This window comes from Streptomyces sp. NPDC102279 (genome assembly GCF_044766365.1).
Classification (GTDB): Bacteria; Actinomycetota; Actinomycetes; order Streptomycetales; family Streptomycetaceae; genus Streptomyces.
The window spans coordinates 361,491-381,050 of sequence record NZ_JBIWLU010000002.1 but is presented as its reverse complement, the minus strand read 5'-3'; the positions used below and the strand labels follow the sequence as shown (position 1 = coordinate 381,050).

General features: G+C 72.4%; 15 protein-coding genes. 6 read left to right on the top strand and 9 right to left on the bottom strand.

Features of this window, described 5'->3' with window-relative positions; all coding sequences use genetic code 11:
- The first annotated feature begins 469 nt into the window (after nt 1-469).
- The gene (locus tag ACIRQH_RS05220) at nt 470-2,515 is read left to right on the top strand and encodes a ricin-type beta-trefoil lectin domain protein (RefSeq protein ID WP_388870703.1); all 2,046 of its coding nucleotides are present in this window, start codon (nt 470-472) and stop codon (nt 2,513-2,515) included.
- A 73-nt stretch (nt 2,516-2,588) separates the two neighbouring features.
- On the opposite strand, the gene ACIRQH_RS05215 is transcribed toward ACIRQH_RS05220, so the two are convergent.
- Entirely contained in the window at nt 2,589-3,563 is a 975-nt protein-coding gene (locus ACIRQH_RS05215) for a 2-hydroxyacid dehydrogenase (RefSeq protein WP_404224301.1), read from the bottom strand.
- Nucleotides 3,560-4,729 carry a lactate 2-monooxygenase gene (locus tag ACIRQH_RS05210; protein ID WP_404224299.1) on the bottom strand — a complete coding sequence of 390 codons (1,170 nt, stop codon included), beginning with the start codon at nt 4,727-4,729 and terminating at the stop codon, nt 3,560-3,562. The genes ACIRQH_RS05215 and ACIRQH_RS05210 overlap by 4 nt, the downstream gene beginning before the upstream one ends.
- A gap of 113 nt (nt 4,730-4,842) precedes the next feature.
- Between ACIRQH_RS05210 and ACIRQH_RS05205 the strand changes: the two genes are divergently transcribed.
- Complete coding sequence (locus ACIRQH_RS05205) at nt 4,843-6,021, top strand: PucR family transcriptional regulator (RefSeq protein ID WP_404224297.1); 1,179 nt, start codon at nt 4,843-4,845, stop codon at nt 6,019-6,021.
- A 163-nt stretch (nt 6,022-6,184) separates the two neighbouring features.
- Here the strand turns inward: ACIRQH_RS05205 and ACIRQH_RS05200 are convergent, their stop codons facing one another.
- The 3 genes from ACIRQH_RS05200 to ACIRQH_RS05190 all read right to left on the bottom strand — a co-directional run bounded on the left by ACIRQH_RS05200 (nt 6,185) and on the right by ACIRQH_RS05190 (nt 8,121).
- Nucleotides 6,185-6,619 carry a TIGR03668 family PPOX class F420-dependent oxidoreductase gene (locus ACIRQH_RS05200; protein WP_388870692.1) on the bottom strand — a complete coding sequence of 145 codons (435 nt, stop codon included), beginning with the start codon at nt 6,617-6,619 and terminating at the stop codon, nt 6,185-6,187.
- A 38-nt stretch (nt 6,620-6,657) separates the two neighbouring features.
- On the bottom strand, nt 6,658-7,485 hold the full coding sequence (locus tag ACIRQH_RS05195; RefSeq protein ID WP_358815876.1) for an LLM class F420-dependent oxidoreductase: 828 nt from the start codon (nt 7,483-7,485) through the stop codon (nt 6,658-6,660).
- 84 nt (nt 7,486-7,569) lie between these two features.
- On the bottom strand, nt 7,570-8,121 hold the full coding sequence (locus ACIRQH_RS05190) for a hypothetical protein (RefSeq protein WP_358815877.1): 552 nt from the start codon (nt 8,119-8,121) through the stop codon (nt 7,570-7,572).
- Between the two features lie 354 nt (nt 8,122-8,475).
- Here ACIRQH_RS05190 and ACIRQH_RS05185 point away from each other — a divergent pair, with 354 nt between their 5' ends.
- Nucleotides 8,476-8,910, top strand: a complete 435-nt coding sequence (locus ACIRQH_RS05185) for a protease inhibitor (RefSeq protein WP_358815878.1) — start codon at nt 8,476-8,478, stop codon at nt 8,908-8,910.
- Nucleotides 8,911-9,327: 417 nt separating this feature from the next.
- A complete protein-coding gene (locus tag ACIRQH_RS05180; RefSeq protein ID WP_404224294.1) occupies nt 9,328-10,905 on the top strand; it encodes a bifunctional phosphatase PAP2/diacylglycerol kinase family protein in 1,578 nt (525 codons plus the stop codon).
- A 22-nt stretch (nt 10,906-10,927) separates the two neighbouring features.
- Here ACIRQH_RS05180 and ACIRQH_RS05175 read toward each other — a convergent pair whose 3' ends face one another.
- Nucleotides 10,928-12,430, bottom strand: a complete 1,503-nt coding sequence (locus ACIRQH_RS05175; RefSeq protein WP_388876914.1) for an MFS transporter — start codon at nt 12,428-12,430, stop codon at nt 10,928-10,930.
- Nucleotides 12,431-12,617: 187 nt separating this feature from the next.
- Between ACIRQH_RS05175 and ACIRQH_RS05170 the strand changes: the two genes are divergently transcribed.
- Nucleotides 12,618-13,052 (top strand): metalloregulator ArsR/SmtB family transcription factor, encoded by a 435-nt coding sequence (locus tag ACIRQH_RS05170; protein ID WP_358815881.1) that lies wholly within the window; start codon nt 12,618-12,620, stop codon nt 13,050-13,052.
- Nucleotides 13,053-13,058: 6 nt separating this feature from the next.
- A complete protein-coding gene (locus ACIRQH_RS05165) occupies nt 13,059-13,595 on the top strand; it encodes an SRPBCC family protein (RefSeq protein ID WP_404224291.1) in 537 nt (178 codons plus the stop codon).
- Between the two features lie 4 nt (nt 13,596-13,599).
- Here the strand turns inward: ACIRQH_RS05165 and ACIRQH_RS05160 are convergent, their stop codons facing one another.
- Genes ACIRQH_RS05160 through ACIRQH_RS05150 form a run of 3 tightly spaced genes read right to left on the bottom strand, consistent with a single transcriptional unit; the run spans nt 13,600 to nt 19,458 of the window.
- Nucleotides 13,600-16,428 (bottom strand): NHLP bacteriocin export ABC transporter permease/ATPase subunit, encoded by a 2,829-nt coding sequence (locus tag ACIRQH_RS05160; RefSeq protein ID WP_388876920.1) that lies wholly within the window; start codon nt 16,426-16,428, stop codon nt 13,600-13,602.
- Nucleotide 16,429: 1 nt separating this feature from the next.
- On the bottom strand, nt 16,430-18,652 hold the full coding sequence (locus ACIRQH_RS05155; protein WP_388931590.1) for an NHLP family bacteriocin export ABC transporter peptidase/permease/ATPase subunit: 2,223 nt from the start codon (nt 18,650-18,652) through the stop codon (nt 16,430-16,432).
- A complete protein-coding gene (locus tag ACIRQH_RS05150) occupies nt 18,649-19,458 on the bottom strand; it encodes an HlyD family efflux transporter periplasmic adaptor subunit (RefSeq protein ID WP_388931587.1) in 810 nt (269 codons plus the stop codon). The genes ACIRQH_RS05155 and ACIRQH_RS05150 overlap by 4 nt, the downstream gene beginning before the upstream one ends.
- Nucleotides 19,459-19,560: the final 102 nt, after the last annotated feature.

The following is a 19,560-nucleotide window of genomic DNA, read 5'->3' as shown; positions in this document are numbered from 1 at the left end:
GCCGTTTCGCGCGGGAGAGCCGCCGTTCCGCGCGGGGCCTCCGAGAAGGGCCGGTCCTCAGTGGACTACGGGGTCGTGCGTGCCGGGAGCGTGCGAGCGGCACCGGTGCGTGCGTACGGTTCACACGGGGCGCATGAATAGCGAATGCCGGTGCGATCCGGACATGTTGTCGACGTGCCTTTTGACATCCTCTCAATAAGGCTGCCGTGGCCCATGTGTCTTGTTGGTCACGAGCGTGTTGTGCGAGGGTGATCCCCCTGCGCCTGGTCAATGCCCGGGGCTGAATCGCTGTTCGTCATCCCCGGCTGTCGACGGGCTCGAAAGGCTCCTGTCCGACGGTCGCCGTACGGCCTTCGTCCCCGGCCGTTTTCCCGGCGCTCCGTCGAAAAGGTACACACCAATCAGGACTCCTTTTCGACGGGCCGGCACTTTCTGCGTGCCCCCACGCGCCTCGGAAGGAACCCGCTCCGTGCACACCCCCCGCCCACCGCTTCCCCCGTATCCGCCCAGTGGCGTTCCCGGCGAGTCCGACGAGGACCTCGCCACGCTGCTGAGGGGCCGGCCGCACGGCGAGGCCACCCGTCCCGTCGCGCTGCTGACCGCCCGCCACTGGCAGCCGACGTACGACTACGCGGTGATCTGCCTCGCCACGCAGGCCGACGTCGCCGCCATGGTGGCCGCGACCGCCTTCCACCGGGTGCTGGGCCGGCTGGGGGAGGGCGAGCCGGGTCTCGCGCTGCGGCCCCGGTTTCTCGTGACCGTTCGGGACACGGTCACGGGCTGGGTGGGGGACGAGCGGATATCCGCCGTGCTTCCGGATCTGCGGAAACCCGCGGGAGGCCGCGGTATGCGCACGGCCAAGACCCTGACGGCCGAAAACCGGAAGCTCGCCGAGCGGGCATTCCTGGCTCTTCCCGGACTCGCCCGATGCCTGCTCTGGCACACCGAGGTGGAAGCCGAGTCGCTATCCGTGCCGGCCGGCCTTTCGGGCATGGACACCGACACCGCTTCGGCCGCGCTGGAACAGGCCCGCGACCAATTCCGGGAAGGCCTGGTGCGCGCCCACCGGGAACTCGCGCCGACCAGGGAATGCGGTTTCTACAACCGGCTGCTCGATGTGCAGATTCGCCGGGGAGGCACTCTGTTGCCGGATGTCCGGCTGCATCTCGGGGAGTGTGCCTACTGTCGACAGGCCGCCGAGCAACTCGGCGATTTCGAGGAGGGGTTGGGAGTCCTCCTCGCGGAGGCGGTACTCGGGTGGGGCGCACGGCGCTATCTCGAGTCCCGCCCGGGCCGCGCGGGGCAAGCGCTACGCCCCCGAACCGTCTCCCCGTTCGGTGCGCGGCGGCAGAGCGCCGCCGTACGCCCCGTGAGGAGCGGCCGTCCGGGACGGGGCGCCCGTCCCGTCCCGGCATCGGGAGCGGAGCCGGGACCCGGCGGACGTCATCGCCTGCTGTCCCAGATCCCGGCGCCGGGACGCGGGGCGGCCCGTTCGGAGGAACAGCGTCCCTCGCAGGCGCTGCTCGCCGGGGCCGGGGTCTCCGCGGCTCTGCTGGCGACCGTGCTGGCCGTCAGCCTGTGGTCGAACGACGACGGCGGAGCCGACCCGGCGGCGACCACCGGCGCGAGCAGCAGCCGCACCCTGTCGGCCGTCCCCGGCTCCCCGGTCCCGCCGGTGACGTCCGGCCCTTCCACCTCGGCCGGCGTGCCGGGGACCGCGGAGCACACCCGGCTGCGGAACCTGACCGCCGACCTGTGCCTCGACATCCGGGGCGACACGCTCAAGGAGGGCGTCGGGACGAGGCTCGCGGTGTGCTCGTCCGCCTGGACCCAGCAGTGGTCGTACGAGCAGGACGGGCTGCTGCGCAGTGTCGCCGATCCCGGTCTGTGCCTCGACTCGAACGCGGACAACGGTGTCGTCTTCCTCGTCCGCTGCGTCGCCGAGGACGCGAAGCGCGGCAAGGACATGCGCTACGACCTCACGGTGCAGGGGGAGTTGCTGCCCCGCCGGCACGAGGGGCTGGCGGTCACGCCGGAGTCCACGGACCCGGACGGCGACGTGCTCGTCAAGGTCCGTGACGGATCCGACGCCCAGCGGTGGCAGACCGACGGCTCGTCGCCCCGCCCCGACTCGCTGTCCGTCGTGGGGACGGATCCCCTGCCCGGGGCCACGAGCCGGGGCCCGTCCGTCGACGGCGGCGCCTCCGAAGCGCCGGGCGAACCCACCGAGGCGCCCCCGGCCGGTGTCTCCGCCGACCCGCGGACGACCGGGCCGCAGACGTATCGGGGGGAGCCGAAGACGCTGACCGTCGACGACGGCCACCGCTCCGCTCCGGCCCCGCGGCCCGCCGCACCGGGCCCCGCCGCACCGGGTCCCGCCGTTCCGGGCGCGCTGCCCGTCCGGCTGCCCGACACCCCTGAACTCACCGACACCGTGGGGGGCGCCGATCCGACGGGAACGGCCGTCGGCGTCACCGACGTTGTCGTCGACCTCGTGGGCGGAGCGCGCCCGTAGGCCCGAACGCGCTCGGGCCGGCCTCGCCGTGGGGGCCTGCCCTCCTCGGGGCGTCCGGGCTGTCCGGCGGGTCCTAGGAGACGACGTCCCGCGGCGGCCTGCCCTCCACGAAGTCCGCGGCGTTCTGCACGGCGGCCAGCGCGATCCGTACGAGCGTCTCCCGGGTGACACCCGCGACGTGCGGTGAGAGCACCACGTTCGGCGCCTTGAGCAACCGCAGGGCGGGAGTGGGCGGTTCGGGGTCGAAGACGTCGAGACCCGCCCCGGCCAGGGCGCCCGCGTGCAGTGCGTCCGCGAGGGCGTCCTGGTCGATCAGGGCGCCCCGCGCGGTGTTGACGACGAACGCGGTCGGCTTGAGGAGCGCGAGCCGCTCCGCGTTCAGCAGATGCCGGGTGGCCCCGGTGAGCGGCGCGTGCAGGCTCACGTAGTCCGACGTGCGCAGCAGTTCGTCGAGTTCGACATGGCGGGCGCCGAGCCGGGCCTCGGTCTCGGCGGAGACCGGCTTCGGACCGGCGTACACGACGCTCATGTCGAACGCGACGGCCCGCCGCGCGACTTCCTCGCCGATATGGCCGAGTCCGATGATGCCGAGTGTCTTGCCGGACAGTTCGGTGATCGACCGCTGAAGCCGCGGCAGCGCCCAGTCCGCCTCGGTCAACGCCGTGTGGGCGGGCACCAGTTGCTTGGCGAGGGCGAGCATGAGGGCGAAGGTCTGCTCGGCCACGTTCTGCTTCTCGGCGCCGCTGGAGCCGATGTTGCACACCGGTACGCCCCGGCCGCGCGCGGCGTCCAGGTCGACGTAGTCGAAGCCGTGACTCGCGCACTGCACCAGCTCCAGGTCCGGTGCGGCGGCGATGTGTTCGGCGGTCACCGGGCCGAGCCCCGTGATGATGACCTGCGCCGCGCGCAGCGCTGCCGGGTCCTCGTCCGTCGACTCCACGACGGTGACGCGGACCTGGCCGGGAAAGAGGGTGGCGAGCGCGGCCCCCGCCGTACGCCCGCCGACGTGCGGGGAGACGACGGCCAGGACGTTCTTCGTGACGGTCATGCGGTTTCCTCGATCAGGTCGTCGGGGCCGAGGCTGCCGGGGCGGGCGTGCCCGGACAGGGCGAGGGTCAGGTCGAACTCGGCGAGCAGACAGCGGACGACGTGTTCGACGCCGGCCTGTCCGTCGAGGCCGAGCCCGTACGCGTACGGGCGGCCGACGAGCACGGCCGAAGCGCCGAGCGCGAGCGCCTTGAAGATGTCGTCGCCCGTGCGGATCCCGCTGTCGAAGAGGACGGTCAGCCGCTTGCCCACCGCCTCCACCACCCGCGGCAGCGCGTCGGCGGCCGCCACCGACCCCGCCACCTGCCGCCCGCCGTGGTTGGAGACCACCACGCCGTCCATCCCGGCCTCGGCGGCGCGCCGGGCGTCGTTCGGATGCAGGATGCCCTTGAGGACGATCGGCCCGTCCCAGTTCTCCCGCAGGAACGCCAGGTCGGGCCAGGTCTTCCCGGGGTCCGCGAACATGCTCACGAAGTGCATCACGGCCGCGTTCGGGTCCTCGTGCACCGGCTTGGCCAGACCGGCCTGGAACGCCGGGTCCGAGAAGTAGTTGGCGGTACCCACACCATGCAGGAACGGCAGATAGGCCTGGTCCAGGTCGCGCGGCCGCCACGCCAGCAGCGGGGTGTCGAGCGTGACGAACAGGGCGGTGAACCCGGCCGCCTTCGCGCGGTCCAGGAAACTGCGGGTGACCTCGCGGTCCTTCGCCCAGTACAGCTGGAACCAGCGCTCGGCATCGCCCATCGCCTCGGCGACCTGTTCCATGGGGGTGCTGGACGCCGAGGACAGGATGTAGGGCACGCCCTGCGCGGCGGCGGCGCGGGCGGCGGCGGTCTCCGCGTCCGGGTGCATGATCGACAGCACACCGACCGGTGCGAGCGCCATCGGCGCGGGCAGCGCACGCCCCAACACCTGGACGGACAGGTCGCGTTCGCGGACGTCACGCAGCATGCGCGGCACGATGCGGCGCCGGTCGAGTGCCTCCCGGTTGGCCCGCGCCGTGCTGCCGTTGCCCGCGCTGCCCGCCACGTAGCCGACCGGGCCCGGTCCGAGCCGTTGCTCGGTGAGCTCCTCCAGCCGTGTCAGATCCGTCGGCAGCCGCGGTACGGCCCCCGTCATCCCGTTCAGATAGATCTCGTACTGGAAATCGGCCCAGTGCTTCGCCATCCGTACGTCCCGCCTCTCGTCCCTGAGACCGCGCTGTACGACGTCGATCCTGGCGACTGTGACAAGTCCCGTCCACTGTGGTGCGCACATCACGCGCCTGGAATCATCACCCTGTGACAAACAAACCGTCCGAGGCCCGGGAGCGGGTCCGGCAGGACATGGTCGCCGACCCGCGCGTCGTGGAGGCGATCGTCGCGGCGGTCCACGAACAGGTCCCGGTGTACGCGGCGCTCGACGACACCCGCCTTCCCGAGGTACGGGCCATCGCGGCCTGGGGCCTGGAGCGGCTCCTCCACCTCTGGGCGACCGACGGGGCCCTGGACCCGGCCGATCTGCGGCGCTTCCGGGGTATCGCGTCGGCCCGGGCGGCGGACGGGCGGCCGGTACAGGCGGTGCTGCGCGCCTACCGGGTCGCGGGCACCGTCCTCACCGACGAGGTCGCGGCCCGCGCTCCGCTCCTCGCCGCCTCCGACGCGTTCGCGCTCGCCCGCATGCTGCTCGCCACCCTCGACACGCTCTCCGAGGAGATGGCCACCGCGTACGCCGCCACCAGCGAGGACCTGTCCGGTGACCGGGAGCGGGCGCTGAGGCTGCTGCTCGACGACCTGATCGCCGGACGGCACGCCTCGGTGGGCGCGCTCACCGACCGCTCCGCCCGGCTCGGCATCCACCTCCCCGACCCGTGCTGTCTGTTGGTGGCCGAGCCCCTCGCCCCGGACCGGCCCGACCTGGCCCAGGACACGGCGACGGCACTGCTCGACGCGCTGGCTCCGCCCGCCGGCGAGGTGACGTCCCTCGCGACGGTGCGGGGGCCGCGGGCCGTACTGCTGCTGCCGGTCGCGGCGGCCGTGCGGGCGGGGGCGGTGCTGGGGGAGCGGGGCTGGCGCGGGTGCGCCGTGACCGGGGAGAGCCTCGACCGGATCGCCGTCGCGCACCGGCTCGCGGCCGACGCGCTCGACACCGCGCCGGCCCACGCCCACCGGCCCGGGCACGTCCTCACCGACGCCGATGCGCACGTCCTCGCCCTGCTCGCCGGGCGGCCCGCCGCCGCGCCGGACCACATCGCCCGGCTGGTGCTCGGGCCGCTCGCCGACGCCGGTCAGCGGCATCTCCTGGAGGCGTTGACGGCGTACGTCGACGCCGGGTCCGCGAGTGCGGCGGCACGCGTGCTGCACCTGCATCCGCAGTCCCTCCGGTACCGCCTGCGCCGCATCCACGACCTCACCGGCCGCGACCCCCGCACCCCCTGGCACCGCCTCACCCTGGACATCGCCCGAACGATCCGCGACTGACCCGGGCGCGCTGCCCCCGGACCCCCGCACCTCGAACGCCGGAGACCGACAGCCGGCCCGTCCGGCGTTCGAGGACGAGGCCGTTCAGGCCGAGGCGGAGGTCTGGGGGCGGCAGCCCCAAGGACAGGACGGGTAGGGGCGGAGGGGGGCGAAAACCCTTTGGTCAGGCGCCGGTTGTGGCCTGCCAGCCGCGCCAGCGGTGGACGGTGATGGCGATGACCGGACCGTCGGGGGGCCGCTCCTCGTACTGGGGGTACTTCTCCCGCAGCGCGCCCACCGCGGCCGGATAGATCCCCGCACCCCCGGGTGCGACCACCCGCGCGTCCCCCTCCGCCCGCACCCACCACAACCGTTCCCACTCCTCGTCATAGCGGTCGACGAGCAGACACACGCCGGGACGGACGGCGATGTTGCGCAGCCGCCGCAGCAGCTGCGACCGCTTGGGCTTGTGGTCGACGGCGCTGACGAGCCCGCCACCACACCCCGCGAACACGAGCGGCACCAGATGCGGACGTCCCTCCGCGTCGACCGTCGCGAGCCGCGCCACCCGCGCCGCCAGGAAGCGGCGGCGCGCTTCCTCCTCGTCCATGTCCGGCACGATCGGCTCCTGTCGTCCGGCGGCGGGGCCCTAGGCCGTCAGCGGTGAGCGGACACCGCGGCGGCCAGTTCGTCGAGGGTGCGCAGGGTCTCGTCCTCGGGCCGGGTCGGAAGGTACAGCAGGACGCGGTCGACGCCGAGTTCCGCGTACCGGTCGAGGGTCTCGCGGTCGTGCCGGCCCGCGTACACCACCACGGCCGGCCCGTCTCCCGCTGTCTTCCTCAACCGCTCGATGCGGCTGCCCAGTTGGTCGGCCGGTACCCCGCTCGGCATCCAGGCCGCGCCGTACTCGGCGACCCGGCTGAAGGCGTGCTCCCCGTCGCCCCCGACCCAGATCGGCGGATACGGCCGCTGAACGGGCTTGGGCCACTGGAAGACCGGGTCGAAGTCGACGAACTCGCCGTGGAATTCCGCCTGTTCCTTCGTCCACAGTTCGATCATGGCGCGGATTCGCTCGTCCATGAGCCGTCCGCGGCGGGTCGGCTCCGTTCCGTGGTTGCGCATCTCCTCACGGTTCCAGCCCGCGCCGACCCCGAACACGGCGCGCCCGCCGGAGACGAGGTCGAGGGACGCGACCTCCTTCGCCGTGCTGATCGGATCGCGCTGGACCACCAGTGCGATCCCGGTGCCCAGCAGCAGTTCACTCGTCACGGCGGCGACGGCGCCGAGCGCCACGAACGGGTCGAGCGTCCGGTAGTACACCCTCGGCAGTTCGCCGCCCGCGGGATAGGGGGTCTCCCGGCCGACCGGAATGTGCGAGTGCTCGGCCAGCAGCAGCGCGTCGAACCCGCGCTCCTCCAGGGCCGGGCCCAGCGCCACGGGTCCGATCCCCTCGTCGGTGAGAAACGTCGACACCCCGAACCTCATGTGCGACCACCTCGTCTCGTCGGCATCTGTTGCCAGTGTGAAGCGATACCCCGCTGCGGGCAGTTCAAGGCCGGGGCGGACGGGTCATTCCTCGTCGCCCGCGGCCTCCTCCGGTGTGGTGTCCGGGCCCTGGGAGCGGACCCGCCGCACGTGTTCCAGGGATACGCGCAGGTCGGCGAGCCAATCGTCGGTGTTCCGCTGTACGAGGCGCACGCACCAGGCGAGGGCGTCGCTGCGGCTGCGGGCCACCCCGGCCTCCACGAGCGTGTCGAGGACCTCGCGCTCCGGCTGCCGCAGCCGGGTCATCACCGGCGCGGCCACGTGCGTGAACAGGGCGCGCTCGGTGCCGCACTCCACACCCCAGGAGACCTTCCGGCGGAAGCGGTGCTCCGCCTCCCTGGCCACCGCGACCCGCTCCTCGCGGGTGCGCTCGCGGAACTCCTGGACGCGGGCCTTCAGCGCCGCCGCCCTCTCCGCGTCCGAGGCGCCTTCGGCGAGCTTCGGCTCGGGGATGCGGCCGACCACCGTGATCTCTTCACGGTCGACCGTCACCTCGGCGAGGCTCTCGAAGAGATCGTCGGGCAGCCGGCCGGCGAACCAGCCGCGCAGCTTCTCGTTCTGCTCTGTTGTAATCATGTAATCAGCCTTACGCGACTGCAGGCCAAGGGCAAGCGTGGGGGCGGAAGTCCGCTGTGGGCGGAAGCGGCGGGCCCAAGTCGAGGCGCCTCGCGGGTTGAACCGGAATGTTTCAGGCCTATTGCCGAGCCGTGCCAATCCGGCCAGGGGGTGGTCGCCGACGATCAACAACCGCACAGGCGTGGGCTTCACGCGTTCGAATTCCGTAACTTCGCGCCACTACTTCAATACTCAAAGTTACCGAAACGCATGGGGTCGATGTGTGTTTCCGGTGCGGACTCGGCAGACTCGCGCTCGCCGAACCGGCACCGACCGAGCCGGTATCGCATTCGATCGAGCGGAAGGATGCACACAATGCCGAACACCGCACGCTGGGCAGCGACTCTCACCCTGACGGCCACCGCCGTCTGCGGACCCCTCATGGGGTCCGCCACCGCAGCCCCCGGCCTCGCCCCGTCCGGGCTCTACGCCCCCTCCGCCCTGGTGCTCACCACGGGCCACGGCCAGAGCGCGACCGACGCCACGCCGGAACGCGCCGTCACCCTCAACTGCGCACCGACGGCCTCCGGGACGCACCCGGCCGCCGTCGACGCCTGCGCCGAACTCCGCGGGATCAAGGGGGATCTGGAAGGACTGACCGCCAGAAACGACGTCTTCTGTACCAGGCAGTACGACCCTGTCGTGGTGACGGTGGCCGGCGTCTGGCAGGGCAAGCGCGTGGCGTACGAGCACACCTTCGCCAACGAGTGCGTGAAGAGCTCCTACGGGATGACGGTCTTCGCGTTCTGAGACCGGGATCGCGTGGCCCCCGTGGATATCGAACGGGGTCCGTTGCTGGGGAGTGCGGACCCCGTCGCGGGGGTGCCATGTGATTTCGCACCGAGGGTCGGCCGACGGAGTGGGGCTGTCGGCCGACCTTCGGCATGTCCGGGTACCGGCGTCCGTCGCGTACCCGTGCAAGACCGTCGCCGCCGCGCGCCGCGTTCCGCCGCGTGCGCCGTCCGCCCTTCGCCGTGCCCGGCGGCCGGGGATGTTCCGCCGGACGGCAGCAGCCGCACGCCCCACCATCCGGGAGCCGCCTGATGCCGATGGTGGGGCGCAGTCCGCCGTGCGGCGGGCCGCGGTCGTGCGCCGCACGGCGCAAGCTCCTCACCATTCCGAGTCACCCGGCATGCCGACCGGGGCCGGGCGGCGTACCCGTGGACCATGGGTGCACTCGGCGGACTGGACCAACGGCTGTTCACACGGGTCGCCGCGGCGCGGGTCCCGGGCGCCGATCCGGCGCTGCGGCGGCTCAGTCACGCGGCCGACCACGGACGCCTGTGGCTCGGATCCGCTGCCGGGCTCTCCCTCGTCGGCGGGCACACCGCGCGGCGTGCGGCAGTGCGGGGACTCGGTTCCCTGGCGCTCGCCTCGCTGACCGTCAACACGCTGGTGAAGTGGAGCGCCCGCCGGCCCCGCCCCCTGCTGGACGGCGTCCCCCGGGGCCGCCTCCTCGAACGCCAGCCGCACACCACCTCCTTCCCCTCCGGGCACTCGGCCTCCGCCGCGGCCTTCGCCATCGGGGTCGCCCTGGAGTCGACGAGGTACGGCGCCGTGGTCGCGCCCGTGGCCACAGCCGTCGCCTTCTCCCGCGTCTACGTGGGGGTGCACTTCCCGGGAGACGTGCTGGCCGGTGCGGCCATCGGGGCGGGCGCCGCCTTCCTGACCTGCCGCTGGTGGCCGCCACGCGCCGCCCTGCCGGAGCGGGACCGGCCGGTGGCACCCGCGCCGGCCCTGCCGCTGGGCCGGGGACTGGTCGTGTTCGTCAACGGCCACGCCGGTTCCGGGGCGCCCGCGACGGCGATGCCGCCCGCCGACCGGCTGCGTGACCTCCTGCCGGAGGCCGAACTGGTCGAGCGAGGCGCCGACGGCGACTTCGCGGCGCTGCTCGGCGAAGCCGCCGACCGGGCCGCCGAAGCGGGCGGCGCACTCGGCGTCTGCGGCGGCGACGGCAGCGTGAACGCCGCGGCCCGCGCGGCGGCCGAACGCGGCCTGGCGCTGGCCGTGTTCCCCGGCGGCACCCTCAACCACTTCGCCCTCGACGTCGGCGTACCCGACTTCGAGTCCACCGCCGTCGCCGTGAGCGGGGGAGAAGCGGTGGCGGTCGACATCGGCGCGGCCCGCCCGGGCACCGGGCAGGACGTGCGGTTCCTCAACACTTTCAGCATCGGTCTCTACCCCGAACTCGTGCGCATCCGACAGCACTTGGAGCCGCGTTGGGGCAAGTGGCCGGCCGCCGCGATGGCCCTGGCCCGGGTGCTGCGCACCGCCCACCCGATCGAGCTGGAGGTCAACGGCCGGCCGCGCCGACTGTGGCTGCTCTTCGCGGGCAACGGCCGGTACGTCCCGGAGGGTTTCGCCCCGGCGTTCCGGCCCCGCCTGGACGACGGACTCCTCGACCTGCGCATGGTCGACGGAGAGCGCCGCCTCGCCCGGACCCGGGTCGTCGCCTCCGCACTCGTCGGGGCGCTGCGTCACTCACGGGTCTACGGGGCGGAGCATGTCCCCTGGGTGGAACTGACCGGCGTCTCCGGCACGGACACCCTCGCCTACGACGGTGAAGTCGCCCCCGGCGCCGCCGGGTTGCGGCTGGAGAAGGAGCGCCGGGCGCTGGTGGTGTACCGGCCCGCCCGGCCGCTCGACGAGGTGCGCGCGGAGGCGCGCCGGGCTGTCGCGACGGCGCGCTACCGGAGACGGATGAGGGGCCGCCGTCTCCCTGCAGACGGCGGCCCCTCGGTCTGACGGTGATCGGCTCGGCGCGCGATCACATGTGGACGACCGGTGCCGCCTCCGGGTCCTGGGCGGGCTTGCCGCGGGTGTAGAGCACCAGCGCGATGAGCGCTCCGGCGGCGAAGAAGCCGGCCGACCACCAGAACGCGGTGGTGTAGCTCTCGATCGTCGACCGGGCCTGGACCAGCTTGTTCGTCGCGTCCTTGCCGACCAGGTAGCTGCCGGCGGCACTCGCGGCGAGCGTGTTCAGCAGCGCGGTGCCGATCGAACCGCCCACCTGCTGCATCGTGTTGACGGTGGCGGAGGCGACACCCGCGTCCTCGGCGGCGATGCCGCTGGTGGCCAGCGACATGGCGGGCGGCATCACCATGCCGAGTCCGGCGCCGATCAGGAGCACCTGCGGCAGGACGTCGGTCGAGAAGGACGAGCCGATGCCGATTCCGGTCAGCCAGGCCATGCCGACCGCGGCGACCGCGAAGCCGGCGGGGATGACGGCCTTCGGGCCGATCCGCGGCACCAGGATCGTGGTGGAGATCTGCGCCATGACCATCAGCGTCGCCATCATCGGCAGGAAGGCCACACCCGTCTTGGTGGGGCTGAAGCCGAGGTTCAGCTGAAGGTAGTAGGTGAGGAAGAGGAAGACACCGAACATGCCGGCGCCGGTGATGAGCACGGCGAGGAACGAGGCGGCCCGGTTGCGGTCGAGCAGGACGCGCATCGGCAGCAGCGGGTGCTTGGCGCGCGTCTGCCACCAGACGAAAGCGGTCAGCAGCAGGCCGCCCGCGACGAGGTAGCCCCAGGTGGCGGGCGAACTCCAGTCGTGCGTCTCGGCGTTGGAGAAGCCGAAGACCACGGCGAACAGACCGGTGGAGACCAGTAGCGTGCCCGGCAGGTCGAGCTTGGAGCCGGCCGCGTCGCGGTGGTTGCTCAGCAGGACCCAGCCGCCGGCGAAGGCGACGACCGCGAAGACGAGGTTGACGAAGAGGGTCCAGCGCCAGTCGAGCGCGTCGGTCAGCACACCGCCGAGCAGCAGGCCCACGGCGCCGCCGGCACCGGCGATCGCGCCGTAGACGCTGAACGCCTTGGCGCGCTCCTTGGCGTCGGTGAACGTCGTGTTCAGCAGGGACAGGGCGGCGGGCGCGAGGAGCGCTCCGAACACACCCTGCAGGGCGCGGGCGGTGACCAGCATCCCGAAGCTGGTCGAGGCGCCGCCCAGCACGGAGGCGCCGGCGAACCCGACGACACCGACGAGGAACGCGGTCTTGCGTCCGAACAGGTCCGCGATGCGCCCGCCGAGCAGCAGCAGGGAGGCGAAGGCCAGGGAGTAGGCGGTGACGATCCACTGCCGGTTGCCGTCGGAGAAGCCGAGGTCGGCCTGGGCGGAGGGGAGGGCGATGTTCACGATGGTGGCGTCGAGCACCACCATCAGCTGGGCGATCCCGATGATGGAGAGGATCCACCACCGCCGCTTCGACGTGGCTGCGGACGTCGCGTCCGCGGCACCCGTGCCGGTGCCTTCGGTCAGGGTCTGAGACATGGGAGAAGCACTCCAGGGAAGTTGCTCGACGTTACGTGTACGTAAACGAAACGGTTTCGTACACATCGACGTTTCGAGATTAGACCGCGCCGAGCGAAACGGCAACGTTTCGTTAGTCCGACACGTGTGACGTCCATCGCCCCTTCATTCCTTGACGGGCATATAACTCTGGAGGCATATTATGAGCATGTCCGACGCCTCCCTCTGGGCCGCGCTCGCCGACCCCCATCGGCGGGCCATCGTCGCGCTGCTTCTGGAGCGGCCGCGGGCCGTCGGCGAGCTGGTCGAGGCCTGCGGTCTGAGCCAGCCGAGCACCTCGAAGCACCTGCGGGTGCTGCGCGACGCGGGGCTCGTCCGGGTACGGCAGGACGCGCAACGCCGGGTCTACGCCCTCGACCCCGCCCCGATCGCCGCCCTCGACGCCTGGCTCGCCCCGTACCGCACGCTGTGGAACGAGAGCCTGGACACCCTCGGTCGCCGCCTGGACGAGGCGCCGCTCCGGGACGCGCTCCCCCCGACCCCGGGAGCGCCGCGGAGGGAAGCTCCGCCGGCCGACGCGACCCCACCGGACGGCACCCCACGCGACCCGACACCACCCCCAGCACCCTCACCGAAGGACTGAGCCGCCATGTCCGCCGAAGCCGCCACCCCCACCGGGACGTTCCTCACCCTCGACGACGGCCGCCCCGCCGTCCGCTTCACCCGTACCTACGACCACCCCGCCGAGCGCGTCTGGCGGTTCGTCACCGACCCGGACGAGCTGGCCGCCTGGTTCCCCTCGCGCGCCGAGATGGACCTGCGCCCCGGCGGCACCATCACGTTCACCGGCGATCCGAACATGCCGGAGTCGACGGGCCGCGTCCTCGCCGTCGATCCCCACCGCCACCTCTCCTTCGCGTGGGGCGACGACGAGCTGCACTTCGACCTCGATGCCCTCGACGGCGGGCGCACCCGGTTCACGCTCACCAACGTGCTGGCCGCGCGGGACACGGCCGCCCGCAACGGCGCCGGCTGGGACGTCTGCCTCACCGCCCTCGGCGCGCTCGCGCGCGACGAGCCCTTGGGCGGACCGCACGCCGGAGGGCTCACGCGCTGGCAGGAGATCTATCGCGCGTACCTCGCGGCGGGTGTCCCCTCGGGCGCCCCGGTGCCCGGAACCGACTGACCCCTCAGGCGAGTTGGCGACGCACGAGCTCGTGCAGCCGCCCGCGCGTGTCCGCCAGCAGCTCCGCGGGCGTGCCCTGCTGGGCGACCCGGCCGTCCTCCATCACGATGACGCGGTCCGCGTCCAGCACCGTCGACAGCCGGTGCGCGATCACGACCCGGGTGGCGTTGAGCGCCTTGGTGCTCTCGATCACCGTGCGCTGCGTCTCGTTGTCGAGGGCGCTGGTGGCCTCGTCGAAGAAGAGGATGCGCGGCCGGCGGATCAACGCCTGAGCGATCATCAGGCGTTGACGCTGGCCGCCCGAGATCGCGCCGCTGCCCGACACGAGCGTGTGCAGGCCCATCGGCATCCGCCGGATGTCCTCGGCGAGACCCGCCATCTCCGCGGCCGCCATCGCCTCCTCCGGCGTGTACGGCTCGGTGCCGCAGATGCAGTCCAGGATCGACCCGGTGAACGGCTGCGCGTGCTGGAGGACCACACCGCACTGCCGCCGTACCGCGGACTGGTCGAGCGCCGACAGGTCCTGGCCGTCGTACAGGACGCTGCCCGACACGGGCTTGTCGAAGCCGATCAGCAGGCGCAGCAGCGTGGACTTGCCGCAGCCGCTCGGGCCCACGACCGCCACGAACTCGCCGGGACGGACGGCGAACGACACGTCGTCGAGGACGAGCGGGCCGTCGTCGGCGTACCGGAACGACAGCCTGCGGGCCTCGATGCCGCCGGACAGGAGGCCGGGCCGGGTGCTCGCCACCTTGACCTCGGGTGCCGCGTCGAGCACGGGCCTGATCTCCTCGAACATCGGCAGTGCGGCGGCCGCCGAGACGAACGCGCCGGTGATCTGCGTGACCGAGGTCAGCAGCATCGTCACCGACGTGTTGAAGGTGAGGAACTCGGCCGCGGACAGCGAGCCGTGCGCGGGACCCGCGAGCAGCATGAACATCAGCAGCGAGCACAGCGGCAGGTACACCGCGCCCATCACCGTCGTGAGGTTCTTGATACGGCCGACCCGCTGCTGTAGCTCGCGGCTGCGGGCGAACTCGCCCGCCCAGGCCGCGTACGCGTAGTTCTCGGCCGCCGCGACCCGCAGCTTGGGCAGGCCGCGCAGGGTCTGGAAGGCCTGGTTGTTGAGCTTGTTGCTCAGCACCACCAGACGGCGCTGCCAGCGCACCTGCCACAGACCGAGACCCAGGAACACCGCGGCGATGACCACGAGCATGCCGATCGCGGCGAGCGCCATCGGCACGCTGTACCAGAACAGCAGCCCCAGGTTCATCGCGCCGACCGTGCCCGCCTGCGCGAGGGTCGGGCCCACGCCCGCGAGGAGTCGGCGGATCGCGCTGATGCCCATCGCGGCACTGGCCAGTTCACCGGTCGAGCGGGAGGTGAAGAACGTCGTCGGCAGCCGCAGCAGACGGTCCCAGACCGCCGGTTGCAGGCTCGCCTCGATCCGGCCCTCCATCCGCAGCAGGGTGAGGTTCTGCAGCAGCATGAACGCGGCCGACACCACGCTGGTGACCATGAGCGCGAGACATACCTGCACGATGAGCCCGTGCTGGGCCTTCGGCACGTACTCGCCGAGCACCCGGCCGGTCGCGATCGGCACCAGGGCTCCGATCGCCACGGTCACCAGTCCGCTGACCGCGAGGTTGCGCAGATCGCCGGCCGTGCCCCCGAGGCAGAATCGCAGCAGCCGCAGCGGGCTCAGCCTCCGCTCGGGCAGCGGACGGTAGAACATCACGGCCCGCGCCTCGAACTCGGCCGCGTTGGCCTTCTCGACCGGCGTCTCCCGCCCGGACGACGGATGGACGGCCATGTAGCCGCCGCGCCGCCACAGCAGCGCGACCGGCGCGCCGGACACGGCCCGACGGCCGACCAGCGGGCCGATGTTGTCCCGCCACCAGCGCCCGTCGAGACGTACGGCGCGCGTGCGGACCCGCGAGGCGAGCGCGATCCGCTCGACGGGGTCGAGGCGGTCACTCTCCGTGCCGCTCTGCGCCGGCCCGGCCAGGGCGATCCCCGCCGCGCGGGCGACCAGCGTGCAGGCCGCATGGGTGGCGTCCGTGTCGGCCGCGGTCGGGCGCTTGTCGGAAGGCCTGCCGATCGAGGCGAGCAGCGCGCGGTCGGCCTGGACGCGGACGGCCTCACCCGCCCTGATACCGGCCGCCGTTCGGTCCTCGTGACCGGCCTCCAGCTGCTCGATCCAGCGGTCGAGGGTGGACAGCAGCCGGTACTGCTGGTCGACCATGCCCTGCCAGACACCCGGGTCCATCAGCAGGTCGGCCGCCGCCTCGGCCCCGTAGAGCGAGCCGTACTGGACGCTGCCCGGGGGCACCCGCATCCAGAACACGTCGTCGTCGGTGAGCGCGGCCGCGTTCTCGGTGGCCATCGGCGCCTGGAAGAGGATGGACAGACTGCGCCCGACCCCGAGAGCGAGGGCGTACTCCAACGGGCTCTCCGTCGGCGGGACATACTGCGGATTGCCGTACGTGTCGTAGGACCAGGTCGCCGTGTCGGCCTGCTGGTACAGCTCCCGCAGTGCGATGCGGTGCACCACGCAGTCCCGCAACGGCCGCCCGACCAGCGTGTGTTGCGGCCCGGCGACCGGACCGAGCAGCAGTGAGCCCGCCTCCAGCCGGCCGAGGTGGTGCCAGTGCCCCTGCTGCGCTGCGTCCACCGCGAACAGGTCCATGGCTCCCGCGGCGACCAGCCACAGGACCTGAGGGCCTTCCAGGTCGAGTCGGTTGAGCCCGGTGCAGTCGACCGGTGTGCCCATGCCGCCGAGCGCGCCGAGGACGAGGTCCCCCTCGTGCACGCCCTCGTGAACCGTGGTCATGTCATCGCTCCTTGACCAGCGTGGCGTAGGGTCCGCCGGCGGCGACCAGCGCGTCGTGCCGGCCGCGTTCGACGACCGTGCCGTGTTCGAGCACGACGATCTCGTCGCTGTCCCGCACGGTGCTGAGCCGGTGGGCGATCACCACACACGCGCAGCCCCGCCGCCGCAGGTTGTCCATGACCGTCTGTTCGGTCTCCGCGTCGAGTGCACTCGTCACCTCGTCGAGCACCAGGATGCTCGGCCTGCGGACCAACGCCCGCGCGATCTCCAGGCGTTGACGCTGGCCGCCGGAGAAGTTGCGGCCGTCCTGCTCGACCCTGCTGTGGATACCGCCGGGACGGCGCGTCACGACGTCGTACAGCGCCGCGTCCCGCAGCGCGGTGACCACCGCTTCGTCCGTGATGGAGGGGTCCCACAGTGCCACGTTGTCCCGCACGGTCCCCTCGAAGAGGAAGACGTCCTGGTCGACGAAGGACACGGACGAGGCGAGCGCGCCGCGCGGGATGTCCTCAAGGAGCCGTCCGTCGATGCGGATCGTGCCCTCCCACGGCGCGTACAGGCCCGAGATCAGTCGGGAGACGGTCGACTTGCCGCTGCCGGACCCGCCGACCAGCGCGACCTGCCGGCCTGGGCCCACGGTCAGCGTGAAGCCGGTGAGCAGCGGCTTGTCGAGCGGGCTGTAGCCGAACGTGATGTTCTCCAGCTCGACATGGCCCTGCAGGCGCCGGGTGGACTCCCCGTCGCCGGGCCGGGTGTACAGCGGATCCGTCTGGAAGTTCTCCACGTCCTTGAGCCGGGCCACGTCGGCGGCGAAGTCCTGGATGCGGCCCGCGACGCCGTTCAGCCGGGTGAGCGGCGCGGTGAAGCGGGTGACCAGCGCCTGGAAGGCGACGAGCAGACCCACGGAGATGTGCCCCTCGACCGCCCGCAGGCCGCCGATCCACAGGATCAGCGCGCTGTTGAGCGTCGCGAGAGTCGGTGCGACGACCCCCAGCCAGGCGCTCGGCACTCCGAGGCGCTGCTGCTCCTCCAGCGTGGTGGCGTGCTGCCCGGCCCACTTGCGGAAGTAGCCGTCCTCGCCGCCCGTCGCCTTCATCGTCTCGATCAACTGCAGCCCGGTGTACGCGGTGTTGGTCAGTCGGGCGGTGTCGGCGCGGAGCTTGGCGGTACGGGTCGCGCGCAGCCTGATCACCACACGCATGGCGACCACGTTCAGCAGCGCGACACCGATCCCGACGGCCGTGAGCTGGGGGTCGTACGTGTAGAGCAGCACGGCGTACAGGACGACGACGATCGCGTCCACGCCGGCCGCCGCGAGATCCCGGGCCAGGGTCTCGGCCACCGCGTCGTTCGACTGGAGACGCTGCACCAGGTCCGCGGGGCTGCGCTGGGAGAAGAACGTGACGGGCAGGCGCAGCAGATGGCGCAGGAACCGGGCGCTGGAGAGCGTCGAGGAGATGATGCGCCCCCGGAGCAGGTTCGCCTGCTGCAGCCAGGTGAGCACCACGGTGAGCAGCACCGAGGCGCCCATCGACGCGAACAGCACGCCGAGCAGCGAGCTCTGACCGCCGATCAGGTACTGGTCGATGTACGTCCGGCTGAGTGCCGGTACCGCCGCACCGACCGCCACCAGCAGCAGACTCGCCAGCACGGCCGCGGGCATCGTGCCCGACGTCCCGCGCAGCCGGGCCGGCATCGCGCCCAGGATGCCCGGCTTGCGGCCTCCGGTGCGGAACTCCGGGCCCGGCTCCATGACGAGGACGACACCGGTGAAGCTCGTGTCGAAGTCCTCCATCGGCACGAAGCGGCGGCCCTTGCCGGGGTCGTTGATGTGCACACCGCGCCGCCCGAACCGGCGGCCCATGCCGTCGTACACGACGTAGTGGTTGAACTCCCAGAACAGGATCGCGGGCGCCCGTACCTCGGCGAGCGCGGCCGTGTCCATCTGCATGCCCTTGGCGGTGAGGCCGTAACCGCGCGCCGCCTTCAGCAGGTTGCTCGCCCGCGAGCCGTCCCGCGAGACACCGCACGCGATGCGCAGCTCTTCGAGCGGGATGTGCCGGCCGTGGTGGCCGAGGACCATCGCGAGGGAGGCCGCGCCGCATTCGACCGCCTCCATCTGGAGAACCGTGGGGGTGCGCACGGCCCGGACGCGGCTCTTGGGCACGGTGCGCCGGGGCGGGGCGGAGCGGCGTCTGCCCCGGGTGTCGGGGGTGGTGGTCACGGCAGAAGCCAATCGACGGGGCGCTGGTCGGCCAGCCGGATCGAACCCGTTGCGAGGGACATCGAGGTGAGGGGGAAGGGGGGTCCGTCCGCAGAGGACCACTTCAGTCCGCTCTTGGTGCGCGAGGAGCGGTCGAGCCGCACGAGGACGGCCACCGGCCTGCCCTTCTTGCTGAACTGCTCGCCGAGCTGGTCGTCACCGAGGTAGGCGGCGATCTGCTGCCGGGTCTGCACGCTTCGGCCGACGGTCGCCACATGGCCGCGCAGTACGCCGTACCGCTGGGTGGGCGCGGACTGGACGGAGAGGTCGACGGACGCGTTCGCGGGAAGGGTCGCGGCGCTCTCGGCGGGGACGTAGACCGTCGCGTACAGCGGGTCGTCGGCGTGCGCGACCTTCTCCACGGACGCCACGTTCGCGCCGGTCGAGATGATGGCGCCGATGGTGGCGGCGAGCGCGGTGACGCGGCCCGCGGCGACGGTGCGCACGACGGTCGTTCCGCCCTGCGCGGTACGGACCTTGACCACGGGAGCGTTCGCGGGCAGCCGCTCGCCCTCCTTCGCGACGACGGAGGTGACCTGGCCGGCGACGGGGCTCTGCAGGAGGTAACTGCCCTGGCCGTGCGTGAGGACGGCGGGTGCGCTCACCGTGGAGGAGACGGTGCCGGTCACGGCCCACACGGAGGCGGCGGCCATGACGACGACGGTCACGGACAGCACGAGCCAGCCCTGAGGGCGGGCGAAGCGCACCGGAAGGTCGAGTTCTTCGGGCGACTGGAGCTTGGCGAGGGCCTGTTGACGGAACTGCACGGAGCTTCCCTCACCTGTTTCGAGAGAGGTACGGCACCCGGAAGTCCCGGAACCGGGGGGCGGTTCCGGGACTCCGCGGTGTGAAGCGCGATCCAGGGTCGG

Bases quoted from the DNA above. Each gene is read 5' to 3' on its own strand.
- ACIRQH_RS05215 (WP_404224301.1), bottom strand. From the start codon at position 3,563: ATGACCGTCACGAAGAACGTCCTGGCCGTCGTCTCCCCGCACGTCGGC.
- ACIRQH_RS05210 (WP_404224299.1), bottom strand. From the start codon at position 4,729: ATGGCGAAGCACTGGGCCGATTTCCAGTACGAGATCTATCTGAACGGG.
- ACIRQH_RS05195 (WP_358815876.1), bottom strand. From the start codon at position 7,485: ATGAGGTTCGGGGTGTCGACGTTTCTCACCGACGAGGGGATCGGACCC.
- ACIRQH_RS05190 (WP_358815877.1), bottom strand. From the start codon at position 8,121: ATGATTACAACAGAGCAGAACGAGAAGCTGCGCGGCTGGTTCGCCGGC.
- ACIRQH_RS05185 (WP_358815878.1), top strand. From the start codon at position 8,476: ATGCCGAACACCGCACGCTGGGCAGCGACTCTCACCCTGACGGCCACC.
- ACIRQH_RS05180 (WP_404224294.1), top strand. From the start codon at position 9,328: ATGGGTGCACTCGGCGGACTGGACCAACGGCTGTTCACACGGGTCGCC.
- ACIRQH_RS05175 (WP_388876914.1), bottom strand. From the start codon at position 12,430: ATGTCTCAGACCCTGACCGAAGGCACCGGCACGGGTGCCGCGGACGCG.
- ACIRQH_RS05170 (WP_358815881.1), top strand. From the start codon at position 12,618: ATGTCCGACGCCTCCCTCTGGGCCGCGCTCGCCGACCCCCATCGGCGG.
- ACIRQH_RS05165 (WP_404224291.1), top strand. From the start codon at position 13,059: ATGTCCGCCGAAGCCGCCACCCCCACCGGGACGTTCCTCACCCTCGAC.
- ACIRQH_RS05160 (WP_388876920.1), bottom strand. From the start codon at position 16,428: ATGACCACGGTTCACGAGGGCGTGCACGAGGGGGACCTCGTCCTCGGC.